The sequence below is a fragment of the Flavobacterium crassostreae genome, assembly GCF_001831475.1.
Classification (GTDB): domain Bacteria; phylum Bacteroidota; class Bacteroidia; order Flavobacteriales; family Flavobacteriaceae; genus Flavobacterium; species Flavobacterium crassostreae.
The window spans coordinates 2564898-2589442 of record NZ_CP017688.1 but is presented as its reverse complement, the minus strand read 5'-3'; the positions used below and the strand labels follow the sequence as shown (position 1 = coordinate 2589442).

20 protein-coding genes are annotated in these 24545 nt (G+C 35.2%); 12 read left to right on the top strand and 8 right to left on the bottom strand.

All coding sequences use genetic code 11. The features are described from left to right. Position 1: 1 nt before the first annotated feature. The 4 genes from LB076_RS11510 to tsaD all read right to left on the bottom strand — a co-directional run bounded on the left by LB076_RS11510 (position 2) and on the right by tsaD (position 3637). Complete coding sequence (locus LB076_RS11510; protein ID WP_066335759.1) at positions 2-1093, bottom strand: AI-2E family transporter; 1092 nt, start codon at positions 1091-1093, stop codon at positions 2-4. A 144-nt stretch (positions 1094-1237) separates the two neighbouring features. Beyond that, on the bottom strand, positions 1238-1876 hold the full coding sequence (locus tag LB076_RS11505) for a DUF4159 domain-containing protein (protein ID WP_066335724.1): 639 nt from the start codon (positions 1874-1876) through the stop codon (positions 1238-1240). A 24-nt stretch (positions 1877-1900) separates the two neighbouring features. After that, positions 1901-2608 carry a 16S rRNA (uracil(1498)-N(3))-methyltransferase gene (locus LB076_RS11500; RefSeq protein ID WP_066335717.1) on the bottom strand — a complete coding sequence of 236 codons (708 nt, stop codon included), beginning with the start codon at positions 2606-2608 and terminating at the stop codon, positions 1901-1903. A gap of 6 nt (positions 2609-2614) precedes the next feature. Beyond that, positions 2615-3637 carry a tRNA (adenosine(37)-N6)-threonylcarbamoyltransferase complex transferase subunit TsaD gene (gene tsaD / locus LB076_RS11495; RefSeq protein WP_066335714.1) on the bottom strand — a complete coding sequence of 341 codons (1023 nt, stop codon included), beginning with the start codon at positions 3635-3637 and terminating at the stop codon, positions 2615-2617. 178 nt (positions 3638-3815) lie between these two features. Between tsaD and LB076_RS11490 the strand changes: the two genes are divergently transcribed. From LB076_RS11490 to LB076_RS11475, 4 genes are all read left to right on the top strand, one after another. Then, positions 3816-8270, top strand: a complete 4455-nt coding sequence (locus LB076_RS11490; RefSeq protein ID WP_232505653.1) for a translocation/assembly module TamB domain-containing protein — start codon at positions 3816-3818, stop codon at positions 8268-8270. 313 nt (positions 8271-8583) lie between these two features. Further along, entirely contained in the window at positions 8584-9570 is a 987-nt protein-coding gene (gene pfkA / locus LB076_RS11485) for a 6-phosphofructokinase (protein WP_066335706.1), read from the top strand. A gap of 86 nt (positions 9571-9656) precedes the next feature. Then, a complete protein-coding gene (gene gap, locus LB076_RS11480) occupies positions 9657-10661 on the top strand; it encodes a type I glyceraldehyde-3-phosphate dehydrogenase (RefSeq protein ID WP_066335703.1) in 1005 nt (334 codons plus the stop codon). Between the two features lie 128 nt (positions 10662-10789). Then, positions 10790-11641 (top strand): N-acetylglucosamine kinase, encoded by an 852-nt coding sequence (locus LB076_RS11475; RefSeq protein WP_066335700.1) that lies wholly within the window; start codon positions 10790-10792, stop codon positions 11639-11641. Positions 11642-11728: 87 nt separating this feature from the next. On the opposite strand, the gene LB076_RS11470 is transcribed toward LB076_RS11475, so the two are convergent. Next, the gene (locus LB076_RS11470; protein WP_066335695.1) at positions 11729-12109 is read right to left on the bottom strand and encodes a RidA family protein; all 381 of its coding nucleotides are present in this window, start codon (positions 12107-12109) and stop codon (positions 11729-11731) included. Between the two features lie 48 nt (positions 12110-12157). Then, a complete protein-coding gene (locus LB076_RS11465) occupies positions 12158-14902 on the bottom strand; it encodes a putative LPS assembly protein LptD (protein ID WP_066335694.1) in 2745 nt (914 codons plus the stop codon). 80 nt (positions 14903-14982) lie between these two features. On the opposite strand from LB076_RS11465, the gene LB076_RS11460 reads away from it, so the two are divergent. The 7 genes from LB076_RS11460 (at position 14983) to LB076_RS11430 (ending at position 21737) form a co-directional block, all read left to right on the top strand. Continuing rightward, a complete protein-coding gene (locus LB076_RS11460) occupies positions 14983-16140 on the top strand; it encodes an N-acetylmuramoyl-L-alanine amidase family protein (RefSeq protein ID WP_066335692.1) in 1158 nt (385 codons plus the stop codon). A 45-nt stretch (positions 16141-16185) separates the two neighbouring features. Further along, complete coding sequence (locus LB076_RS11455) at positions 16186-17142, top strand: MlaD family protein (protein ID WP_066335687.1); 957 nt, start codon at positions 16186-16188, stop codon at positions 17140-17142. Positions 17143-17152: 10 nt separating this feature from the next. Next, positions 17153-18484, top strand: coding sequence for a 4Fe-4S dicluster domain-containing protein (locus LB076_RS11450; RefSeq protein ID WP_066335684.1), 1332 nt, complete (start codon positions 17153-17155; stop codon positions 18482-18484). Between the two features lie 68 nt (positions 18485-18552). Further along, complete coding sequence (locus LB076_RS11445) at positions 18553-19344, top strand: (Fe-S)-binding protein (RefSeq protein ID WP_066335681.1); 792 nt, start codon at positions 18553-18555, stop codon at positions 19342-19344. 59 nt (positions 19345-19403) lie between these two features. Further along, complete coding sequence (locus tag LB076_RS11440) at positions 19404-19886, top strand: ABC transporter ATPase (RefSeq protein WP_066335676.1); 483 nt, start codon at positions 19404-19406, stop codon at positions 19884-19886. Positions 19887-20116: 230 nt separating this feature from the next. Next, positions 20117-21250 (top strand): N-acetyl-alpha-D-glucosaminyl L-malate synthase BshA, encoded by a 1134-nt coding sequence (gene bshA, locus LB076_RS11435; RefSeq protein WP_066335673.1) that lies wholly within the window; start codon positions 20117-20119, stop codon positions 21248-21250. A gap of 58 nt (positions 21251-21308) precedes the next feature. Continuing rightward, complete coding sequence (locus LB076_RS11430; RefSeq protein WP_066335671.1) at positions 21309-21737, top strand: protease complex subunit PrcB family protein; 429 nt, start codon at positions 21309-21311, stop codon at positions 21735-21737. Positions 21738-21808: 71 nt separating this feature from the next. On the opposite strand, the gene LB076_RS11425 is transcribed toward LB076_RS11430, so the two are convergent. Further along, positions 21809-22318 (bottom strand): hypothetical protein, encoded by a 510-nt coding sequence (locus LB076_RS11425; protein ID WP_066335669.1) that lies wholly within the window; start codon positions 22316-22318, stop codon positions 21809-21811. A gap of 101 nt (positions 22319-22419) precedes the next feature. Further along, complete coding sequence (locus LB076_RS11420) at positions 22420-23277, bottom strand: UDP-2,3-diacylglucosamine diphosphatase (RefSeq protein ID WP_066335666.1); 858 nt, start codon at positions 23275-23277, stop codon at positions 22420-22422. A gap of 182 nt (positions 23278-23459) precedes the next feature. Here LB076_RS11420 and aroC point away from each other — a divergent pair, with 182 nt between their 5' ends. Beyond that, the gene (gene aroC, locus LB076_RS11415) at positions 23460-24536 is read left to right on the top strand and encodes a chorismate synthase (protein WP_066335663.1); all 1077 of its coding nucleotides are present in this window, start codon (positions 23460-23462) and stop codon (positions 24534-24536) included. Positions 24537-24545: the final 9 nt, after the last annotated feature.

Sequence of the window (24545 nt, the reverse complement as noted above, 5' to 3'; positions counted from 1 at the left end):
ATTACATGTTTTTGGTTAATAACTGAATTACTTTATTTTCAGGAAAAAATTCTTTGGCCACAACTTTTAGCATCGTAAATAGTGGAACTGCTAGGATCATCCCTAAAACACCAAATAAAAATCCAGCCATAAGAATTACTAAAAATATTTCTAATGGGTGTGAACTTACACTTTTTGAAAAAATTAAAGGTTGTGATAGATTGTTGTCAATAATTTGTATAATCCAAAAACCAAGTAATACATAAATGGTTGTGGGTAAAATTTCGGATTGAAAATCGGTTCCTAAATTGGCCAACATGGTCAATGCGGCTGCTAATATAGAAGCGATTAGAGGCCCTATGTACGGAATGATATTTAATACGGCACACAAAAAAGCAATAACAATAGGGTTTGGGATGCCAAATATAAGTAATACAATCAAATAGAGTATAAATACGATAAATAGCTGTAAGAGTAACCCGATAAAATAACGAGATAGTAAGGGGTTTATTTTTGCTATAGAATTTAAAATTTGGTCTTCATGACTGTCTGGAATTAATTTTCTGGCAGTTATTAAAAAAGATTTGCGATCTTTTAATAAAAAAAAGGTGATAAATAGGACTGAGGCCAACCCCATCCCAATGCTACTCAATGTTGCCAAAATAGTGTTTAAAAAATCGGGTAGAATATTGAAATTAATTTTAGAACTAAGGTCTGCTTCTTGAAACATTTTTGAGGCATCAATATGGTAGCTTTCTAAAAAGGCACTAATTTGATTGATAAGTTCTAGTGTGTTTTGCTCTATTTCATTAGTGTTTAACAACGATAGGTTTTCTCCTTGGTCTAATATTAAGGGAATAAACATCATTATAAATCCACCAATTATTATTAAAAATAGAGCCATAGTAGCTATGGTTGCTACAGTGTTATTGCATTTTAGACGTTTTGTAAAAAAAGCAACGATAGGATATCCTATTAAGGTGAGCAAAAGCGATACTACTAGATAAATTAGTACGGCTTTTATTTGGTATAAAAAAAATAGTAGCAATGCTATACTCACTAGTGTAAATAGCGCTCGCAATATTCCATTGGATATAATTTTGGAAGAGATCATAAAAATATTTTTTTGAAAAAGTAAATATACCGCTATTAAAGTAGCTCCTTTTGTGTTTAACTTTTTTTTTGCAAAAGCAAAATTAGCGTATAGTATAAGTAATGCATTTGTGTTTATCCCTAATATAGCCAATATTGGGTTGGATTAGTTACTAAAGACGTAGTAAATAATATTTGCTCCCATTTTTAATGCCTTTTCTCGTATTTCTGGAGGATCGTTGTTTACTTCAGGATCTTCCCAGCCATCTCCTAAATCACACTCGTAGGTGTAGAGCAATACCAGTCTGTTTTTTACAAAAACACCAAATGCTTGTGGTCTTTTTCCGTCATGTTCATGAATTTTAGGCAATCCATTAGAGAACAGAAAGGGTTTTTGAAAAAGAACATGATTGGCTGGTAATTCTGTCAAAGGAACATTTGGAAATAGTTTTTTAATCTCTTTCAAGACATATTGGTTTAGGCCATAATTATCATCGATATGCAAAAAACCACCTGCTTCTAAATATTTTTGGAGGTTGGTAGTCTCTTCGGGGTCAAATACAATATTTCCATGCCCAGTTAGGTGTACCAATGGGTAGGAGAATAAATCCGAGCTAGAAGGGGTTACGGTAGCCGGTTTTGGATCCAAATGGGTGTTTATGGTAGCATTGCAATATTTTATTAAATTAGGTAAGGAGGTGGGGTTCGCATACCAATCGCCACCACCGTTATATTTCAGTAGCGCAATCTGTTGGGAGAAGCTGTAGATTGAAAAAAATAAAGTAATAAAACACAGTTTTTTCATAGAGAAGATATTTAAATAATAACGCTACATTTCGTTAAGAAATACCATACTATGGCAAGCAACAAGAGCTGCTGTTTCGGTTCTTAAACGCGTGTTTCCTAGAGATACAGCCTTAAAATTAGCTGCTATAGCTAGATCTATCTCCTTTTTAGAAAAATCGCCTTCGGGGCCTATCAATATGGTAGTGTCTTGTTTAGGCTGCGCCACTGATTGGAGTGTTTTTTTGTCTGTTTGTTCGCAATGTGCAATAAAAAGTTGGCCAGAATATTCTTTCTTTAAGAATTCTTTTAATGTAATTGCAGGATTTAATTTAGGCAAATACACTTCGTTTGCTTGTTTTAAAGCGGTTAAGATAATCTTATCAAAACGTTCTTTATTGATAACTTTTCTCTCCGAATGATCACAAATAATTGGTGTGATTTCTTGGATACCAATTTCGGTCGCTTTTTCTAAAAACCATTCAAAACGGTCGTTCATTTTGGTTGGAGAAACGGCAAGATGTAGCTGAAACTCCGAAGCAGGTTTTTTTTCTACAGAAAGAACCGCTACAGTACATTTACTATCTGAGGCTAAGGTAATTTGGGATTCAAATATATACCCCAATCCATTAGTCACAAAGAGGATGTCTCCGTCTTTTTTTCGTAAAACTTTTATAATGTGTTTGCTTTCTTCTTTAGGAAAGGTAAATTCGCTGGTTTGAGAGTCAATATCCTGATTGTAAAATAGTTGCATTGTTTTTTAAAATTGTATGCGTGCTTTTGAAACTACCGATGCAGTTTCAAATTTTTCTAATAAGTACTTTTGATAACCTACAATTCCTATCATTGCAGCATTATCTGTGGTGTATTCAAATTTGGGTACAAAGGTCTGCCATCCGTATTTAATTTCGGCCTCTTTGACGGCTTTTCTAATTCCAGAGTTTGCAGATACGCCACCACCAATGGCTATTTGTTTTATACCAGTTTCTGTAACGGCTAATTTTAATTTGTCCATCAAAATTGCAATAATGGTGTGCTGTATGGAGGCACATATGTCGTTTCGGTTTTCGGTAACAAAATTGGGGTCTAGTAGTTTTTGTTTTTGTATAAAATACAATATAGCGGTTTTTAAGCCAGAAAAACTAAAATCCAATCCAGGAACTTTGGGTTTTGTAAATTTATACGCCTTCGGGTTGCCTAACTGGGCATATTTATCCACCAATGGACCTCCAGGATAGGGCAGCCCTAGTATTTTTGCACTTTTGTCAAAAGCTTCTCCTACGGCATCATCTGTAGTTTGCCCCAGTATGGTCAGGTCAAAATACGAATCTACACGAACTATTTGTGTATGCCCTCCGCTGATGGTAAGTGCCAAGAACGGAAAAGTGGGTTTTTTAAAACCTTCTTCGGCAATAAAATGAGCCAAAATATGTGCATGCATGTGGTTGACGGCTAGCAACGGAATTTGTAAGGCTAGAGCCAAAGATTTAGCAAAAGAACTGCCAACTAATAACGATCCCATCAAACCAGGGCCTTGCGTAAAGGCTATTGCGGAGAGTTGCTCTTTATGTATACCTGCTTTTTGGAGAGCGGCATCTACCACTGGCACAATATTTAGTTGGTGAGCACGTGAGGCTAATTCGGGAACTACGCCTCCGTATTGTGTATGAACTAGTTGATTTGCAACCACATTGGATAGCACTTGGTCATTGCATAAAACAGCAGCTGCGGTGTCATCACACGAACTTTCAATAGCTAGGATAAAAACCTTAGGATTTTGCATAAAAAGGCACAAATTTTGATTTATATTTGAGGAACCCAAAACTCGGTTTTAGGGTGCAGCCAAAATTAAAGAATTTTTATCAAAACAGACACTCTTTATAGAGGCAATGTACCAATTTTTTAGAATATTTTAAACCATATTACGTATCAAAAAATCTATTAAAATAGTTTTTCGCTTTTTGCTAGGGCTACTCTTGCTGTTGCTTTTGTCTGCAATAGCATTATCAGTGCCGTATGTTCAAACCAAAATAGCACAATATTTTACCCAAACCATTAACAAAGACTTTGGAACAAATATAAGTATGGATGGGGTGCGATTGTCTGTTTTTGGAGGCGTAAAATTAAAAAATGTACTGATTAAAGACCACCATCAGGATACGTTAATTTTTACCAAAATTATCCATACCAATATTTTAGATGGCAAAAAATTATTGGATGGAGACTTGTTATTTGGAGACATACACCTAGATGGATTAATTTTTAATCTAAAAACCTATAAAAACGAAAAAGAGAGCAATCTAGATGTATTTATAAAAGCCTTTGATAGCGGCAAACCAGCAACCAAAAAATTTATATTACAGGCCAAAACGGCTACAATATCAGATGGTTATTTTGTGTTACAAGACGCTAACAAACCAAGGTCCAAGGAGGCCGAATTTAAACGGTTAAATATACAATTAAAAAATTTCCAGATTTACGGACCCAATGTAAGCACCACCATTGCCAAGATGTCGTTTTTAGACCACAGCGGCATATATGTGGCCGATTTACATACGGATTTTAGGTATACCAAATCAAATATTAAATTGCAAAATTTAGTTTTATTGACTAAAGAGTCAAGCCTGAAAGGAGAATTGATTTTGCGTTATAAAATCACAGATTTTGCAGATTTTAATAACCGAGTTCAATTTGATTTTAAAATTAAATCGGCACGTTTGGCCTCTAATGATCTTCGGAATTTTTATAAAGAAATAGGTAAAAATCAATTTTTTGATCTAAGCACCAGAATCAAAGGATCGTTAAATGATTTAAATCTAACTAATTTAAAATTGTTAGATTCTAGAAACACTAGCATACAAGGAAAGTTTAGGTTCCAGAATATTTTTGGTAAACAAAACCAACCCTTTTATATGGAGGCGGATTTAAAAAAGTTTTATAGTAGTTATGCTAATTTGGTAGCAATTTTGCCTACTATTTTGGGCAAAAAACTACCCACAGAACTACAAAAACTAGATTATTTCACGATAGTAGGTAGCACTCAAGTGAGCAAAACCTTTTTAAATGCTGATGTGGATATCACTAGCCAATTAGGAAAAGTACAGTCTGTATTGGCATTAAAAAATATCGATTTTATAGACAAAGCATCGTATGTTGGTACTGTTACTTTAGATAATTTTGATTTAGGCAGCTTGCTGGATCAAAAAGATTTAGGCAAAACCAGTATGAATATAGCGGTAGATGGTATTGGATTTACAGAAAAATACCTTAATACTGCTTTAAACGGAGTAATAACTAAGATAGATTTTAAAGACTATACCTATACCAATGTTACGGTCAACGGAAATTTTAAAATACCGAATTACACGGGACAAATTACAATAAAGGATCCTAATTTAAACATGCATTTTGATGGCTTATTGGATTTAAGCAATAAAGAAAATAAATACGATTTTCATATAACGGTTGCCAATTCCGATTTGCATAAATTAAAATTAGTCAAAGACCCCACTGCACTCTTTAAAGGCGATGTTGTGGTTCAAGTGTCGGGCAATACTATTGAAAATTTGCAAGGAGCGGTTTATATCCAAAAAACCGTGTATCAAAACCCTAAGGATACCTATTTTTTTGATGACGTTACCGTTTTTTCAAACTTTGATAAAGACAAGGTACGTACCATAACGGTAAATTCTTCGGATATGGTGCAAGGCGAAATTGTAGGAAAATTTCGGTTTGATCAATTGGGCAATTTAATTAAAAATTCTTTAGGGAGTCTGTATACCAACTTTAAACCCAATAGAGTAAGCAAAGGACAATTTTTGAAATTTGATTTTACTATTTATAATAAAATCATGGAGATTTTTTATCCACAAATGGCAATTGCTGCCAATACAAAGGTTAGAGGTAACATAAAATCAGATAGCCAAGAGTTTAAATTAAATTTTAATTCGCCACAAATAGTAGTTGCAGACAACACCTTTGATAACATCCGCATTACTATAGACAACAAAAATCCATTATATAATGCGTATGTGGAGTTGGATAGTATTAAAACAAAGTACTACAAAGTTAGAGATTTTAATCTGATTAATGTGACCATGAAAGACACCTTGTTCTTTAGATCCGAATTTAAAGGAGGCAGTAAGGGCGAAGATTATTTCAATCTAAATTTATACCACACAATTACCAAAGACAACAATAATGTAGTTGGAATAAGCAAGTCAGAATTGAAGTTTAAGGACTATTTATGGTATCTTAATGAGCAAGATAATCCAAACAATCAAATTATTTTTGATAAATCTTTTCGAAATTTCAATTTTGATGCAATAGTACTGTCCCATCAAAATCAAGAAATTACCCTAAAAGGGAAGATAAAAGATGCGGTAAATAAGGATTTAAATCTTAGTTTTAAGGATGTGGATTTATTTAAAATTACACCGGCAAACAAAAAATTTATTTTTAATGGTACCATTAATGGAGACATAAGTTTTAAACAAAATGATGCCATTTATAAACCTACAGCTTCCTTGGTTTTGGATCATTTAAATATTAACCAAACGGATTTAGGAGATTTGCATTTTAATATTGAAGGAGATAAAAATCTTCAAAAATTTACAATCAATTCGTATGTCAAAAATGAAAATTTAGAATCCTTAAGTGCCAACGGGAATTTTGAAATTATAGGCAAAGAAACCCTTCTGGATCTAAAAGTGCAGCTTGCAAATTTTAATTTAGGGGTTTTAAGTTCTTTAGGAGGTGAGGTGCTTTCTAACATTAGAGGGCTAGTAACTGGTAATGCTAGTATTGCAGGAAACACCAATAAGCCTAAAATAAACGGCCGTCTTTATGTAGACAAAGCAGGATTAACCATACCGTATTTAAACATAGACTACCAACTCAGCGATAGATCTATAGTGGATTTAGCCGATGAAAAGTTTTTGCTCAGAAACAACACTCTTACCGATACTAAATTTGCTACCAATGGGCTCTTAAATGGAAGTATAGAACACAATAACTTTGCAGATTGGAAATTGGATTTAGCCATCAACACCAACAGGTTGCTAGTTTTAGATACCAAAGATAAAGACGATGCTGCCTATTATGGAACAGCCTTTATTGATGGAACAGCCACCATAAAGGGCCCTACAGATAATTTATTTATAAAAGTAGCCGCACGATCCGAAAAAGGAACTACCGTCAAAATCCCTATAAATGATGCCGAGAGTGTTAGTGATAATGCTTTTATACACTTTTTGACCCCAAACGAAAAGCGCAATATTAAATTGGGTATTACTGAAAACACCAAAAAATATGGAGGACTAGAACTAGAATTTGATTTAGACATTACACCAAATGCAGAGGTAGAAGTTATCTTGGACAGAAACTCTGGTCACGGTATGAAAGGAAAAGGCTACGGAACCTTATTGTTTAAAATAAATACCCTCGGAAAATTCAATATGTGGGGAGATTTTCAGCCCTATGAAGGTTCTTATAATTTTAAATACGGAGGCCTAATAGATAAAAAGTTTAATGTCAAAAAAGGCGGTTCCATTTCGTGGGAAGGCAACCCCATGCGAGCCCAATTAAATTTAGAAGCAGTTTATAAAACCATTGCTAGTCCAGCTGTTTTGTTAGAAAACGCCTCCTTTAATCGCAAGGTTCCCGTTGAAGTAATTATCGGTATTAGAGGCGATTTAGCAAGTCCAGATCCAGACTTTAATATTGAATTTCCAACGGTTAGCAATGTGTTAAAATCCGAGATTCAATACAAATTAAACGATAAAGACGTCCGACAAACACAAGCCTTATACTTGCTCTCATCGGGAGGGTTTTTAAGCACTGAAGGGGTTAGTCAGTCCGATTTTTCAGGAAGTTTGTTCGAAACTGCCTCGGGATTATTGGGAGGAATTATTCAGTCCGATACCGAAAAATTCAAAGTAGGTTTAAATTATACACCAGCAGACAGAAGGTTAGGCAAAGAAACCGATGGGAGAGTTATTGCCACCATTTCGTCTAAGGTAAACGAAAGAACTACCATTAATGGTAAAGTAGGGGTGCCTCTTGGAGGAGTCAATGAGTCTGCAATAGTGGGCGATCTCGAAATACAATATCGAGTTAACGAAGATGGAACCCTCAACCTTCGTTTATTTAACAGAGAAAATGATATCAATTATATAGGAGAAGGAATTGGTTACACACAAGGAATGGGAATATCCTATGAAGTAGACTTTGATACTTTTAAAGAACTGGTAAACAAAATATTTAAAAACAAAGTACTAGGCAGCCAACCCTCTAATACCGATTTCTACCAAGATTCGGCTTTATCTCCGGAGTATATTAATTTTACGAAACCCAAACAACCCAAAAAAGACGTGCCCCAAAAAAACAAAGAAGCACTTCTGCCGGAAGAATACTAACCAAAGAGTTATACTAATTTTAAAAACCATCTCCTTTCATTTCTGAAATAGATGGTTTTTTTGTGAAGAGTGCTTAACTTTAAATTAATCTGTTTTGGGCATTTGGCACAAATTTAGTCCAGCTAAAAAGGGATTACCTTGATAATACTTTAGTTTAAAAAAACAACGTATTGCTAAAACCAATGTTTTTTAGGTAGTATAAAGCAACTTATTAACGAAAACGTTTGAATTAAAAAAAGACACAAATATTATTAAATCCATAACGTAGTTACTGCATTATGTTTGTTAAATTTACAATTAAAACAAGAGAACGATGCCAACCACCATAAAAAAAATAGCCGTACTAACCTCTGGGGGAGATTCTCCAGGAATGAACGCAGCCATTCGGTCTGTAGTTAGGACTTGTGCATATTATAAAATAGAATGTCTGGGAGTCTATAGAGGCTATCAAGGCTTAATCGAAGCAGATTTTAAAGAAATGGGCCCACGTGGGGTAAACAATATTATAAACAAAGGAGGAACCATATTAAAATCGGCACGTTCTTTAGAATTTAAAACAACAGAAGGACGTCAAAAAGCGCACACTAATTTGGTTCAATCTGAGGTAGATGCATTAGTTGTAATTGGTGGCGATGGTACCTTTACAGGAGGTTTGTTGTTTAACACCGAGTTTAATTTTCCAATTATTGGCATACCTGGAACCATAGACAACGATATTTTTGGAACCAGCCACACCATAGGATATGACACCGCATTAAATACTGTTGTGGAAGTAATCGATAAAATTAGAGATACAGCAAGTTCGCACAACCGATTGTTTTTTGTGGAAGTAATGGGTAGAGATGCAGGGCATATTGCATTAAATGCCGGGATTGGAGCAGGAGCCGAAGAAATCTTAATACCCGAAGAAAACTTAGGATTAGACCGTTTATTAGAATCCTTACAAAAAAGCAAAGCATCCGGAAAATCATCCAGTATTGTAGTTATTGCCGAAGGAGATAAAATTGGCAAAAACGTATTTGAATTAAAAGACTACGTAGAGGCCAATATGCCAGAATATGACGTAAGAGTATCTGTTTTAGGTCACATGCAACGAGGCGGTGCTCCATCATGTTTTGACCGAGTTTTGGCTAGCAGATTAGGCGTAAAAGCGGTAGAATCTTTATTGGAAGGAAAAACAAACTATATGGTAGGCCTACAAAATGATAAAGTAAACCTAACTCCATTAGAACAAGCAATTAAGGGCAAATCCGAAATCGATAGTGAGTTATTACGTGTGTCGGATATTATGTCTACCTAAAAGTAGTTGCAGTTGTTATAAATACAAGAAAAAAAACAGCGCTACCAAAATTAATTAAGAACTAAAACAAATAAAAACAAAAGCAAATGTCAAAAGTAAAATTAGGAATAAATGGTTTTGGAAGAATAGGAAGAATTGTATTTAGAGAAGCCTTAAACAGAGATAACGTAGAGGTAGTTGCAATCAATGATTTGTTGGATGTAGATCATTTAGCCTATTTATTACAATACGACTCCGTTCACGGAAAAATTAAAGCAGATGTTAGGGTTCAAGACGGAAAACTTTTTGTAAACGATAGGTATATTCCTACCACTGCAGAGAGAGAGCCAGCAAAATTAAAGTGGGGAGAGCTAGGGGTAGATGTAGTGGCAGAATGTACCGGATTATTTAAAACCCGCGCAACAGCAGCAGAACACCTAAAGGCAGGAGCCAAAAAAGTAGTAATTTCTGCCCCGTCCTCTGATGTACCTATGTTTGTAATGGGAGTAAATCATGAAAAAGCCTTAGCCTCAGATACCATTGTTTCTAATGCCTCTTGCACTACAAATTGTTTGGCTCCTTTGGCCAAAGTTTTGCAAGACAATTTTGGAATTGTAGAAGGGTTAATGACCACCATACACGCCACTACATCCAGCCAGATGACTAATGACGGCCCTTCTAAAAAAGATTTCCGTGCTGGTAGATCCGCATTAGTCAACATGATTCCGGCAAGTACTGGTGCCGCCAAGGCAGTAGGAAAAGTAATCCCAGAGTTAGAAGGAAAACTCACCGGTATGGCTATCCGGGTTCCTACCGTAGATGTATCTGTAGTAGATTTGACGGTAAAATTAGCCAAAGAAACCTCTTATGCAGAAATAATGGCTGTTTTAAAAACGGCATCCCAAACTACAATGAAAGGCATTTTGGGATATACAGAAGACTTAGTCGTATCCCAAGATTTTGTTTCGGATCCAAGAACTTCTATTGTAGATGCCAATGCCGGAATGGGCTTAAACAGTACTTTTTATAAATTAGTATCTTGGTATGATAATGAATATGGGTATTCTAGCAAACTCATTGATCTAGCCTTATATATATCGCAATTACAATAGCAGCCTGCTATTTTATAATCTCGTTAGAGAACCACTAACGGGATTTTGTATTTATTTTAAAAGCACCAAAAGCAATTTTATTATATAAAAAAAAACAAAGAAGCAACCCCAAATTTAAACCAATACAAATGAAATTAATAGTTGATAGCGGATCTACAAAAGCAGATTGGATTGCAATAGATGACCACGGAAAAATACTCTTTACTACCCAAACTCTTGGTTTAAATCCCGAGATTCTAGAAACTACCGAAATTATAGGCAGACTAAACGACCGTTTTGATATTTTACAAAACAAAGACAACGTTAGCCATTTGTTTTTTTACGGTGCCGGTTGTGGAACCACAAAGATGAAAGAAGCCCTTTCAGAAGCCTTTCAGGAATATTTTACAAAAGCAATTATATCCGTAAAAGAAGATACTTATGCTGCAGTTTATGCAACAGTTGCTCCAGCCCAAAAAGCCATTGTTTCTATTTTGGGAACCGGCTCTAATTGCTCTTATTTTGACGGAAAAGAATTGCATCAAAAAGTACAATCTTTAGGATATATACTAATGGATGACGGAAGTGGAAATGTTTTTGGAAAAGAATTAATACGGAAATACTACTTCAATAAAATGCCCAAAGAATTGGCTCTAATTTTTGAAAAACAATACAATTTAGACCCCGATTTTATTAAAACGAAGTTGTATAAAGAAGCCAATCCCAATGCTTATTTAGCCACTTTTGCAAAATTTTTGATCCAGAACAAAGACCATGAGTTTTGCAGAAAAATTATCCAAAAAGGAATGAAATCCTTTATAAATAACTATATCCAACAATACGAGAATTATAAAGAAGTTCCGATACACTTTGTGGGTTCTATTGCTTATTATTTAAAAGAAGAATTACAAGAAATTTTTGACAGCTACCAATTGCAGTTAGGCAACGTACTACGAAGACCCATTGACGGCTTAATAGCCTATCACATTACCATGGAATAAAAAAATGCTTTGTTTTTTAATTGGTTTTAAACTCCCAAAGGAGTAAAGCAACTAATAAACAAAGCAATTTTCAGGATGTTTTTACAACTACAATATAGCTATTACTGAAATTTCAACATTTACATTTTTTGGCAAACAAGCCACTTGAACTGTTTCGCGAGCTGGAGCGGTTTTTTCGTCAAAATAAGCGCCGTAAATTGTGTTTATTTTGGCAAAATCATTCATGTCCATGATATAAATAGTAGTTTTTACGACATTTTCAAATGTCATTCCGGCTGCTTCCAAAACGGCCTTCATGTTTTCCATCACTTGTTTTGTCTCAGCTTCAATAGAGCTGGTTTCTAACAATCCTGTTTCGGGAATTAGCGCTATTTGCCCCGAAGTATATAGGGTGTTTCCTTTTAAAACAGCTTGACTATACGGCCCTATTGGAGCAGGTGCTTTGTCTGTAAAAATAATTTTTTTCATAATCTAGGCGTATTAAATATTTATTTATGTTATAAGGTTTGCTATAATTTAGCGGTTTGGAGTGCTTCTTTTATCCCATTTTATATCGCTCAATACACCAGATTTTATTCCTATAAAAAAGCCCCAATTTGCATTAGTTCCCAAGGGCATCCAGTTAAAATCCATTCTCCAACTCAGTAAGTCTCTCTCAAAACGCAACTGGGTATAGGTAACTCCGTTTTGAACTAGATCATAACCAGTGGATATTCCTGCTTTCCATTTTGGCGTTAAATCGGTATTTGCAGATATCATAATGGAGTTACTGGTAATTTTCTTTTCGCGGTTGTTGTTGCTGTATGTTAAGGAATAGGCAAAAGTCATGTTCCAAGGTAACTTGGCAGTAAAGAAATCAGAAACGCTATCTTCTTTTTCGGTATCTTCTGTATCAAATTGACTAATGTTGCGGTTATTTTGAACGGTGTTTCTTCCAAAAAGATCGTCTTCACGGCCACCATTTCTTTCTACTTGGTCTTTCTTTTTCGAGTTGTCTTTCTGAGTGCTCGAAATGGAGTAGTTTAAGGTCATGTTGGCACTTGTCATTCTAAAAAGACTACCACCATTGTCTACATTATAGGTATTGATTCTTTGTCCAGAATTATTTAATGCATACGGATCTAAGGTGGCTCCAAAATTCACATTCATTTTATCTTTAAATAATTGTGTGCCTCCACTGACTCTCACCGGAGACCATTTTAGAGCTGTGGTTCCGTTTGCATCTAGGTTGTAACTGGTAGAAAGGTTAAAGTTGTTTAAGAGCATGATTTTTTTGGCGGCAACTTTGGTGCTATCTCTATCGGTTACTTTGGCCTCAAAGGTATTACTCAAATTAAAGTTCATTATATTGGAGTTATTTAATCCGGGTGCACCAAAAATACCACCTTCAAAACGGCTATATTGTTTGTTCATGGTGCCACTAGCGTCTGTGGCATAGGTGTCATAATATTTTTCAAAACTAGGTGTGTATCCATAAGATACAGCCGGACGGAGTACATGTCTAATGGATTGTATTTTTTTGTCTTGGCCGAAATTAAAAGTTCCGTAAATAGTGGTCCCTAAACTAGAAGAAAAAGAGTAAGTTCTAAAGGCATCAAAACCATTTACTACCTTATCTACTACGGCGCTTTGGTTTGGGTCAAAACTCCTGTTAATGGTTTTGGCATACCAAACCTCTTCATAATTTAAACTAGTAGAGGCACTAAAGTATTTAAATAGTTTAAAATTAGTACTTAAAGGGATGCTGTGTTGCATGCCTATTTTGGCGTCTCTAAACATTTGGGGTTTAAAAAACAAAGAGTCCGTAGTCACAATATTGTTACGACCGCTGAGGTTGTATTGTAGGTTTATATTCTTTAAGAAACCTTTTTTGACACCATTTTCGCCTACAAATGGATAGATGCGATCTACGCTCAACTGCAAAGTTGGCAAGGTCATGTTGATGATTTGCGTTTGGGTATTCTGGGCATGCGTAGCAGATACAGACAGTCGCACTTGCGGTACTGAATTAAATGTTTTAGAATACGAAACCGATGAATTTAAGGTATTATTTAAATTAGAACCAACATTGGCCTGATTGATCGATTGCTGAAAATATTTACTACTTCCAAGATTTACCGAAGCCGTAAAGCTAGAGTTGGGGTTGGATTTAGCATCTCTGGAGTGAGACCATTGCAAATTATAGATTTTTTGTTTAGAATAGTCCGGATACCCTCTCTCGCTAGTGATTAAGTTTTCGTACCTAAAATTTACATTCCCTCTGTATCGGTACCTTTTGGCATACGAAGACTCCATGCTCAAACCATAACTCCCATTGGTATAATAATCTCCCAAAACAGTAAGGTTGTAGTTATCGCTTAACGCAAAATAATAGCCTCCGTTTTGTAACGAAAAGCCCCGGCTATTAGAATCATTATAACTAGGAAGAATCACCCCAGAGATACTTGTTTCTTTACTCATAGGAAAATAAGCAAACGGAAGTGCAATTGGGGTCGGTACATCTGCAATTACCATATTGGTTAAGCCAGTGACTACTTTTTTTCCGGGTACAAATTTAACCTTATTGGTTTTAAAATAATATTCTGGATGGTCTATGTTTTTAGAAGTAGTAAAACGTGCCCCTTTCAAAAAATAAACCGAATCATTTTCTTTTTTAGTTACATCGGCTTTAATCCTAAACTCACCCTGATCCGACCTAGAATTCCAGATGAGTGCTTTTTTAGTTTTAAAATTAAAACGGATAGAGTCTGGTTGCACCGCATTGCTGCCTTGTTTAAAATTAGGATATTGAGTCATCTTTCCGGTAGAATCTTTGATGCGTCCGGCATAGACTTCGTTTTTTTGGTAATCCAAAATAATAATTCCTGATGTTAGCTCAATATCTTGATAATAGAGCTCGGCAGTATCGTATAGCGTAATTTGCTTTTTCTTTTGGTCAATACGTGCATATTGCTTGGCTTTGTATTTCAGAATGCCGTCCAAAAAAGCTTTTTTAGATACAACGGTATCAACTTTAATTGTTGCACTATCCTGTAAGGGTGCAGCTACTAATGGTTTTGCTTTACTTGTTGGAGGTTTGGTAGTGGTATCTGTTTGTTTTAGAACAGCTAAGGGTGTTCTTTTTTGTAAAATTTCTTGACCATATAGATTGCTAAATCCAAAAGTCAGAAAAAAGGATATTAAAACGATATTAAATAAGTTTGTCTGCAAAGGTATAAATGCTATTTTTGTAAAATTATGGCTTGTTTTTTGAAGTGTCAAACTTACAGATTATTTTTTGTCAAAAATAATCAAATAAAAAAATTAACCCGTACTGTTTCAATAAAATTAATATAAGATTTATGCCTGTATTTCATAAAATAAAAATTGCACTCTTTTTGGGGCTAATGATAACGTCTTTTTGCTCCCATAGTCAAATTAAAAATTTCAAAGTTACTTTGGATGCAGGCCATGGTGCTCATGATTTTGGAGCTACTTATAATGGCCATGTCGAAAAAAACATTGCCTTAGCAGTTGTCTTAAAAGTCGGCAAGATGTTAGAGGAAAACCCAAAAGTAGATGTCACCTATACCAGAAAAACAGATGTTTTTATTGATTTAGTAGAAAGAGCCAATATTGCCAACAAAGCCAACGCCAATATTTTTGTTTCTATACATTGTAACGCTAGCAAAAACACTGCAGCGTATGGGACCGAAACCTATGTAATGGGTATGAATAAAATTGCTTCCAATCTCGAAGCTGCCAAAAAAGAGAATTCCGTTATTACCCTAGAGAAAGATTACAAACGCAAATACGAAGGATTTGATCCAGACTCTCCAGAAACCATGATCGGAATGACTTTAATGCAAGAAGAATACTTAGGAAACAGTATTTCTTTGGCAAGCAAAGTAGAAAATGAATTTGAAAAATTAGGCAAAAAAATACGCGGTGGAGGCGTAAAACAAGCGCCATTTATGGTTTTACATAAAGCCTATATGCCACGTGTGTTGATCGAGATGGGATTTATATCCAACTACACCGAAGGTAATTTGTTAGATACAGAAGAAGGACAAAACGAAATTGCCAATGCTATACATGCCGCTATAATCAGTTACAAAAACGAATATTATGGAGACGGCACCATAGAGACTTACGAAACAAGAACAAGAGTCCAAACTCCAGAAAAACCTAATGTAGAACCTGTAATTACTAAAAATAATCCAGTAACAACAGTTGCTAAACCCAGCCCAGAAGCAACCACTAATGCTGTTGTATTTAAAATACAAATAGCCGCAACCGGTAAAAAAGTAGCTCTAGAGGCCAAAAATTTTAAAGGATTAAGCCCTATTACAATGGAAAAATCCGGAACGATCTATAAATATATGTATGGCGAAACTACCGATTATAACCAATCTAGAGCACTTTTGGAACAAGCCAAAACCAAAGGCTACACATCGGCTTTTTTAATAGCCTTTAAAGACGGCAAAAAAATCAGCATTCAAGAAGCAATTAATTACTAGCAAGTTCAATATTTTGTATTAAATTTGTGAAAAAACACTTAGATTTTGAAACTAACAAGAGAGATTAAGACTGCAATATTAGTAATTGCATCTATAGTATTATTTATTTGGGGATATAGCTTTTTAAAAGGACGGGACCTTTTTAGTAGTTATAAAAAACTATACGTACAATACGATTCTGTAGAAGGCTTAACGAGCTCAGCTCCGGTTACCATCAATGGTTTGATAATTGGAAAAATAAACGCAATTACTATAAACGAAAATACCGGAAAATTAGTAGTAGAATTACAAATTAAGTCTGATTTTCCTATTTCGCCCTCGAGCACAGCCACTATTTATGAACCAAGCTTTATAGGCGGCAAACAAATAGCAATAAACCCCAACCTAAAAGACAAGACCATTGCTGTGGATGGGAGTTATTTATCTGGCGAAGTAAAAAAAGGAGTGACCGATTTAGTTGGCGAAAAGTTGGTGCCAATCCAGCAAAAATTAGAAAAACTGATGCGCAATGCCGATCAATTGTTCACTAATGTTAATAATGTTTTAGACCAAAAGGCACAAGAAGATTTAAGAAAAAGTCTAGCCGAATTAAGTTTGACCATGGTGCAGTTTCATAAGGCTACCCTTAGTATGAACAGTATTCTGGACGAAAACAAAACCCAAGTAAAAGATGTTGTTTCTAATTTTGGCAAAATAAGCCAGGATTTTGCAAGTATTTCAGACTCCTTAAATAAAGCAGATCTAGGCAAAACCGTCAAAAATTTAAACCAAACGTTGGTTAAAGTAGACGCAATAATGAAAAACTTAGAATCTGGTAACGGCACTATGGGCAAATTACTAAAAGATGAGGCACTTTATACTAATTTATCTAAATCTACAAAAGAGTTAGAGCTGCTGCTACAAGATGTAAGACTACACCCTACAAGATACATTAATGTTTCTGTTTTTGGAAAAAAGAACAAACCCTACAAAGGTGTTCCAGCGGACAATATAATTAAATAAAACACTATTTATGAGCTATTTAGACAATATATTATTTGCTATTTTATTGGTAATTGGTTTTGGTTATTTTTTTAACAACATCCAAAAAATCTATCGGAATATCCATCTGGGGATTGATGTAGACAGAAAAGATAACCCCAGCGCCCGCTGGAAAAACATGGCCAAAATTGCTCTAGGACAGTCTAAAATGGTTCGTAGACCCGTTGCCGGAATCCTACATATTATAGTGTATTTAGGATTTGTAATTATCAATATAGAATTGCTAGAAATCATAATTGATGGTTTGTTTGGCACCCATAGGATTTTTGCATTTTTGGGCACTACCTACAACGTATTGATTGCATCCTTTGAAATTTTAGCCGTACTAGTAATACTTGCAGTGGTTATTTTTTGGATTAGAAGAAATGGGATTCGTCTTAAAAGATTCTGGAACCCAGAAATGAAAGGATATCCCAAAAAGGATGCTAATTACATTCTGTATTTTGAAGTGGTACTAATGTCTTTGTTTTTATTAATGAACGCATCGGATTTGCATTTGCAAAATGTACCCAATGGCTTTTCTCATTTTATAAAAGCAGGTTGGTTTCCGGTGAGTCAGTTTATAGAGCCCTTATTTAACGGAATGCCTAACCAAACCGTACTTATTTTAACCGAAACATTCTGGTGGCTGCACATAACAGGAATTCTGGTATTTATGAATTACCTTTATTTTTCAAAACACTTACACATACTATTGGCTTTTCCGAATACCTATTTTGCAGATTTAAATCCTTTGGGGCAATTGGATAACCTCGAAGCAGTGACTAAAGAAGTAAAAATGATGATGGATCCTAACGTAGATCCTTTTGCAGCAGCGCCAGCACCGGCAGATGTGCCAAGTAAGTTTGGAGCAAGTGATGTTCAGGATTTAAATTGGGTACAATTATTAAATGCCTATACGTGTACAGAATGCGGACGTTGCACGTCTTCGTGTCCGGCAAATCAAACCGGAAAAAAATTATCTCCCCGCAAAATAATGATGGATACCCGTGACCGATTAGAAGAAGTGGGTAAAAATATAGATGCCAATAAAGGGATTTTTGTGCCAGACAACAAAACATTGTTGAATGATTATATTACCGCAGAAGAATTGTGGGCCTGTACCTCCTGCAATGCATGTGTAGAAGAGTGTCCAGTGAATATTAGTCCATTGTCTATAATCATGGATATGCGTCGTTACTTAGTGATGGAGCAAAGTGCTGCGCCACAACCTTTGAACGCCATGATGACCAATATTGAAAATAACGGTGCACCATGGCAGTACAACCAACAAGATCGTTTGAATTGGAAAAACGAGAACTAATTCCAAAAACACGTTTCTTTACTATTTATTATAACGGTTAGAAAAACAACCAAATAAAAAACAACCAAATGTCAGAAAATTTAATAGTACCAACAATGGCAGAAATGCTAGCCCAAGGAAAACAACCAGAGGTTTTATTTTGGGTTGGGTGTGCAGGAAGTTTTGACGATAGAGCCAAAAAAATTACAAAAGCATTTGTTCGTATATTAAACAGAGCAAACGTTTCTTTTGCGGTTTTAGGTACCGAAGAAAGTTGTACTGGAGATCCAGCCAAAAGAGCAGGAAATGAATTTTTATTTCAGATGCAAGCCATGATGAACATTGAAGTTCTGAATGCTTATGAGGCCAAAAAAATTGTTACCGCATGCCCTCATTGTTTTAATACCTTAAAAAACGAATACCCAGAACTGGGAGGCCACTACGAAGTAGTCCACCATACAGCCTTTTTAAAATCGCTGTTAGATGCCGGAAGATTAACCATTGAAGGGGGACAATTTAAGGGAAAACGAATTACGTTTCATGATCCTTGCTATTTGGGTCGGGCCAACAAAATATACGAAGCCCCAAGAGATTTAATTCAAAAGTTAGAGGTAGAATTGGTAGAAATGAAACGCTCTAAAGCCAATGGCCTTTGTTGTGGAGCTGGAGGAGCGCAAATGTTTAAAGATGCAGAGCCTGGTAATAAAGAAGTCAATGTGTTGCGCACAGAAGATGCTCTTGAAGTACAACCCGATATCATTGCTGCCGGATGTCCATTTTGCAATACCATGATGACAGATGGCGTTAAAAATAAAGAAAAAGAAGCAAGTGTGAAAGTAATGGATATTGCAGAACTAATTGCAAACGCACAAGATTTATAACAAATAGTCCTAATAAAAAGGCAATTCCTAGTCAGGAAACCAAAATAAAATAAAACACTATGTACGTACCATTTGAAGATTTGCCAGAAGAGTCCAGAATTTGGATCTACCAATCCAACAGAAAATTTTCGGATGCTGAATTTTCGGAAATAGAACTAGATCTAAAAACATTTTTAGAACAATGGGCTGCCCATGGTACTAGTTTAGAATCTTCTTTCCAGCTAAAATACAACCGGTTTCTAATTATTGCCGTTAATCAAGATGTACAAGCTGCAACAGGTTGTTCTATAGATGCCTCTGTAGAGTTTATTCAGACACTCGAAAAGAAATATAATGTGGACCTGTTAGACAAAATGAACGTTACATTTAAATTAGGAGAACACATTGCTCACAAAACCTTGATTGATTTTAAAAAAATGGTCAAAGACAAAGCCGTGACTGCAAATACGATTGTTTTTAATAATTTAATAAATAACGTACAAGAATTTAAGGAATCATGGGAGGTTCCAGCTATGGATAGTTGGCATAGCCGTTTTTTTTAGAAGATCCAATCCCTGTATACCAAAAGACATTAGAGAGTTATTTCTAGATGTCTTTTTTTTTTGGAGCATTCTTTTTGGTTTTTATGGGTGTAATGTAGGCTACTAACACCCTTTTATTTAATTGCCATGATGCTAGACTCTTTGTTATTTTGGAGTTATAAATATAAATAATAAAAAACAAGAGGTAGACCGCTTGGTTTTTCTTAATTTCGTTTTACTAAAATACATACATGAAAATTGCAATAGTTTGTTACCCAACCTTTGGTGGGAGTGGCGTAGTTGCCACAGAATTAGGGCTTGAATTAGCACGCCAAGGGCACGAAATTCATTTTATTACCTATAGACAACCCGTGCGTTTAGCCTTATTAAATGCAAATGTGCACTACCATGAGGTAAATGTGCCAGAATATCCGTTGTTTCATTACCAGCCTTATGAACTTGCTCTTTCGAGTAAACTAGTAGATATGGTTAAGTTACACAAAATAGAAATCATGCATGTGCATTATGCCATTCCGCATGCCTATGCAGGATACATGGCCAAGCAAATGCTAAAAAGTGAAGGCATACGCATTCCAATGGTGACCACACTACACGGAACCGATATAACCCTAGTAGGAAACCATCCGCATTACAAACCTGCAGTAAGTTTTAGTATCAATAAATCCGATGTGGTTACCTCTGTGTCCCAAAGCTTGAAAGACGATACCTACAAACTTTTTAATATAAAAAAAGAAATCCATGTTATTCCTAATTTTATAGAATTAGACAAAAACACCAACGACCCCAACATTCCCTGCCACCGATCTGCAATGGCTAAGTCCGAAGAGCGCATAATTACGCATATTAGTAATTTTAGAAAAGTAAAGCGCATCCCGGATATTATCAGGATTTTTTATAAAATCCAGCAAGAAATACCCTCTAAATTAATGATGGTTGGCGATGGTCCTGAGAAAGAGAAAGCCGAAAATTTATGTCAAGAACTTGGTATTCAAGACAAAGTTATCTTTTTTGGAAACAGTAACGAAATAGATAAAATACTCAGTTATACCGATTTGTTTTTATTGCCATCAGAAACAGAGAGCTTTGGTTTGGCAGCCTTAGAAGCAATGGCTTGGGGAGTTCCGGTTATTTCTAGCAATTCGGGTGGTTTGCCTGAAGTTAATTTTGAAGGCCTTTCGGGCTATTTGAGCGCAGTAGGAGCGGTAGATGAAATGGCTCAAAATGCTATAAAAATTTTAAAAGACGAAACCATACTTTCTGAATTTAAAAAAAATGCACTCCAAGTAGCCAAAAGATTTGATATTAAAAACATTTTGCCTCTATATGTCGCTTTATACCAAAAAGCAATAAAAAAACACTCTTAAAATAACCACACAGCACGTGCTATTAATTTGGAAGAGGTATTATTTTTTAAACACAACCATGAAAAAATTTCTACTATTCTTTTTATTCTGTCTACAGTTTTCTTGTACGGGAGTTCCAAAACCTACAGACCATTCTTTGGGTTTGTACCAAGTTTTGACCCAACAAGAAAATGGAGGCGCTAGTATTCGGTTTTATGAAATCCTTTCAGAACCAAATGAAATTAAAATGTTGCAAAAGGATCCTCTCTTAAAAAACAAAATAAAAGCATCGGATCTTATTGTTTCTAATTTTTTGATTCTAAATATGGGAGAAAAAAATACCTCAGGATATGCAATTGGAGTAGAAAATGTAACCCAAACCGATAAAAATATTATTGTAACAGTTAAAGAAACCATACCAGAATCGGCAGCACAGCTTATGCAAAGCAGGGTGTATCCTTTTTGTGTGGTGAAAATAAATTCAAAGAAAGAAATTATTATTAAATAAAAAATGCCTCAGATAGATCGCATCTATTTGAGGCATTTATAGTCTACATTTTGTTAGATAACAAAGTAGTTTTAAAATTGGTACCGTACACCAAGAGCGATATCCGGACCAAAACTATTAGCCACTTTGTCATTAAAATAAATCTCGGGTCTAAAATCTAAAGAAAGCAATAGCGGAATATCAAAGTTGTATTCAATCCCGATATCTCCCGCTGCAAATAAATACGTATAGCTCTCTTTGTATGTTTTGCCAAAATTTTCTTTGTTTTTATATCTGTATTGGTTACTAGCATTGGCTAATCCACCTCCTACACCTGCATACCAATTAAAGCCTTGATCAATATTCCAAACCCATTGGTAAATTCCGGCCAATTTTATGGCATCTGTATGCTCGCTGTTTCGCCAACCCAAATCCAATTCTAATCTGTTGTTGCCAGACAAGCCTCTTTGGTAAGAAACTTCACCGCCAAAACCGTCATTACTTCCTAAACGAAGACCTAATGCGTTTTTAGAAATATCTTGCGCCTGAACAGAGAATACCGCAAATCCGAGCATACATGCTGATATAATACGTTTTTTCATAATATACTTTTGTTTGTTTCCAAAAGTACTATAAAGTTGTGCTTTAGGATTATGTTTTAATTATAAAAAGTTATAAAATTTGTAACTATACCACACGTAGTTTATAGCAAGGGCAAATGTTTTTTTTTGTTTTCTAAAATAAAAGAACTTAATGCCTGACCACTTAATAGATCTTCCATTTCTAGCAAATTTTCTTCGTCTTCTTCCTCTGTAAAATTAGAAGCTTCATAACGGTACATTTTCCAGCGTTTATTGTTGTATTCTAAAGCAGTTAAGTTTTCGACCCAATCCCCAGAATTTAAGTACAAAGTACTGCCGTTTTTATTTTCTTTCTTTAAAATTTTAGGTTCGTGTATATGACCACACAAAACATAATCGTAGGCATTCTCAATGGCTAATTCGGTTGCTGTTTCTTCAAAATCCGAAATATGCTTTACTGCTTTCTTAACGCTAGCTTTTATTTTTTTAGAAAAAGAGTAGGGTTCTTTTCCTATCTTTTGTAAGCACCAGTTGATAAATCGGTTGGACAAAATAAGATAATCGTATCCAATACCGCCTAGTTTGGCAATCCATTTGGCATGATTTACAGAAGCATCAAAAATATCGCCATGAAAAATCCATGCTTTCTTTCCATCCAATTCTAGGACTAATTTATCTACTAAGGATATATTACCCATATTCATATCACTAAACTTCCGGAGCATTTCATCGTGGTTTCCGGTTATATAATATACTTTGGTCCCTTTGGAGGCAAAACTTATTATTTTTTGAATAACTTTTAAATGCGTTTTTGGAAAATAAGACTTTCTGAATTGCCAGATGTCAATAATGTCTCCATTTAGCACTAAAGTTTTAGGTCTAATGGAGGATAGGTATTTGTTAAGTTCTAATGCATGGCAACCATAAGTACCTAAGTGTAAGTCAGAAATTACAACCAATTCAACTTTTCTTTTTTTCAATGGATTTTAATTTGATTTTAGCAAATTAATCCAATTTGAAACAGATTAACTTAAGCTTAAGGTTATTGTTTTGCTATTAATATTAAGAAAATGCTAAATAATACCGTTTTTAACAAAAAAGTTTAAAGTTTAAGCTTTCTAACTTTGAACTAAAATATTACATTTGTTCAAAACTAAAAAGAATGGCAGGAAATAGCTACGGAACACTATTTAAAATCACCACTTTTGGTGAATCACACGGTGAGGCTCTAGGAGGAATTATAGATGGTTGCCCACCAGGAATTACATTAGACTTGCAGGCAATTCAGTTAGATATGTCTAGAAGAAAACCCGGACAATCTGCAATTGTTACACAGCGCAAAGAGCCAGATGACGTGCAGTTTTTATCCGGAATTTTTGAAGGCAAAACAACCGGTACACCTATTGGTTTTGTTATACCAAATACCAATCAAAAATCGGATGATTATTCTCACATAAAAGATAATTATAGACCCAGTCATGCCGATTATGTCTATGACAAAAAATATGGCGTAAGAGATTATCGCGGTGGCGGTAGAAGTTCTGCTCGCGAAACCGCTAGTAGAGTGGTAGCTGGTGCAGTTGCAAAACAAATGTTGTCGGGTATAAAAATTCATGCCTATGTGTCTTCTGTAGGGCCTATTTTTTTAGAAAAACCATACCAAGAATTGGATTTTTCTAAAATCGAAAACAACCCCGTGCGTTGTCCTGACGAAGAGGCAGCAGTAGTTATGGAAGACTATATACGAGATATTAGAAAACAAGGAGATACCGTAGGAGGAACCGTAACTTGTGTAATTCAAAACGTGCCTATAGGTCTTGGAGAGCCTGTTTTTGACAAACTCCATGCAGAATTAGGCAAAGCAATGCTATCCATTAATGCGGTAAAAGGCTTTGAGTATGGTAGCGGTTTTTGTGGTGCTAAGATGAAAGGGAGCGAACATAATGATTTATACAACACTGATGGTACTACGCAAACCAATCTCTCTGGTGGTATTCAAGGCGGTATTAGCAACGGTATGGATATCTATTTTAGAGTTGCCTTTAAGCCTGTAGCCACCATTATGCAAAAACAAGCATCATTAGATACTAAAGGAACTATTACCGACATGACAGGAAAAGGCCGTCATGACCCATGTGTAGTGCCTCGTGCAGTGCCAATAGTAGAGGCTATGGCTGCCATTGTTTTGGCAGATTTTTATCTAATAAATAAAACCTACAGCACGACTTCTAATCTTTAAAAAAAACAA

Coding starts and splice junctions, on each gene's coding strand:
- bshA (WP_066335673.1), top strand. CDS start 20,117: ATGAAAATTGCAATAGTTTGTTACCCAACCTTTGGTGGGAGTGGCGTA.
- LB076_RS11470 (WP_066335695.1), bottom strand. CDS start 12,109: ATGAAAAAAATTATTTTTACAGACAAAGCACCTGCTCCAATAGGGCCG.
- LB076_RS11500 (WP_066335717.1), bottom strand. CDS start 2,608: ATGCAACTATTTTACAATCAGGATATTGACTCTCAAACCAGCGAATTT.
- aroC (WP_066335663.1), top strand. CDS start 23,460: ATGGCAGGAAATAGCTACGGAACACTATTTAAAATCACCACTTTTGGT.
- LB076_RS11445 (WP_066335681.1), top strand. CDS start 18,553: ATGTCAGAAAATTTAATAGTACCAACAATGGCAGAAATGCTAGCCCAA.
- gap (WP_066335703.1), top strand. CDS start 9,657: ATGTCAAAAGTAAAATTAGGAATAAATGGTTTTGGAAGAATAGGAAGA.
- LB076_RS11440 (WP_066335676.1), top strand. CDS start 19,404: ATGTACGTACCATTTGAAGATTTGCCAGAAGAGTCCAGAATTTGGATC.
- tsaD (WP_066335714.1), bottom strand. CDS start 3,637: ATGCAAAATCCTAAGGTTTTTATCCTAGCTATTGAAAGTTCGTGTGAT.
- LB076_RS11460 (WP_066335692.1), top strand. CDS start 14,983: ATGCCTGTATTTCATAAAATAAAAATTGCACTCTTTTTGGGGCTAATG.
- LB076_RS11475 (WP_066335700.1), top strand. CDS start 10,790: ATGAAATTAATAGTTGATAGCGGATCTACAAAAGCAGATTGGATTGCA.
- LB076_RS11430 (WP_066335671.1), top strand. CDS start 21,309: ATGAAAAAATTTCTACTATTCTTTTTATTCTGTCTACAGTTTTCTTGT.
- LB076_RS11510 (WP_066335759.1), bottom strand. CDS start 1,093: ATGATCTCTTCCAAAATTATATCCAATGGAATATTGCGAGCGCTATTT.
- pfkA (WP_066335706.1), top strand. CDS start 8,584: ATGCCAACCACCATAAAAAAAATAGCCGTACTAACCTCTGGGGGAGAT.
- LB076_RS11450 (WP_066335684.1), top strand. CDS start 17,153: ATGAGCTATTTAGACAATATATTATTTGCTATTTTATTGGTAATTGGT.
- LB076_RS11505 (WP_066335724.1), bottom strand. CDS start 1,876: ATGAAAAAACTGTGTTTTATTACTTTATTTTTTTCAATCTACAGCTTC.
- LB076_RS11425 (WP_066335669.1), bottom strand. CDS start 22,318: ATGAAAAAACGTATTATATCAGCATGTATGCTCGGATTTGCGGTATTC.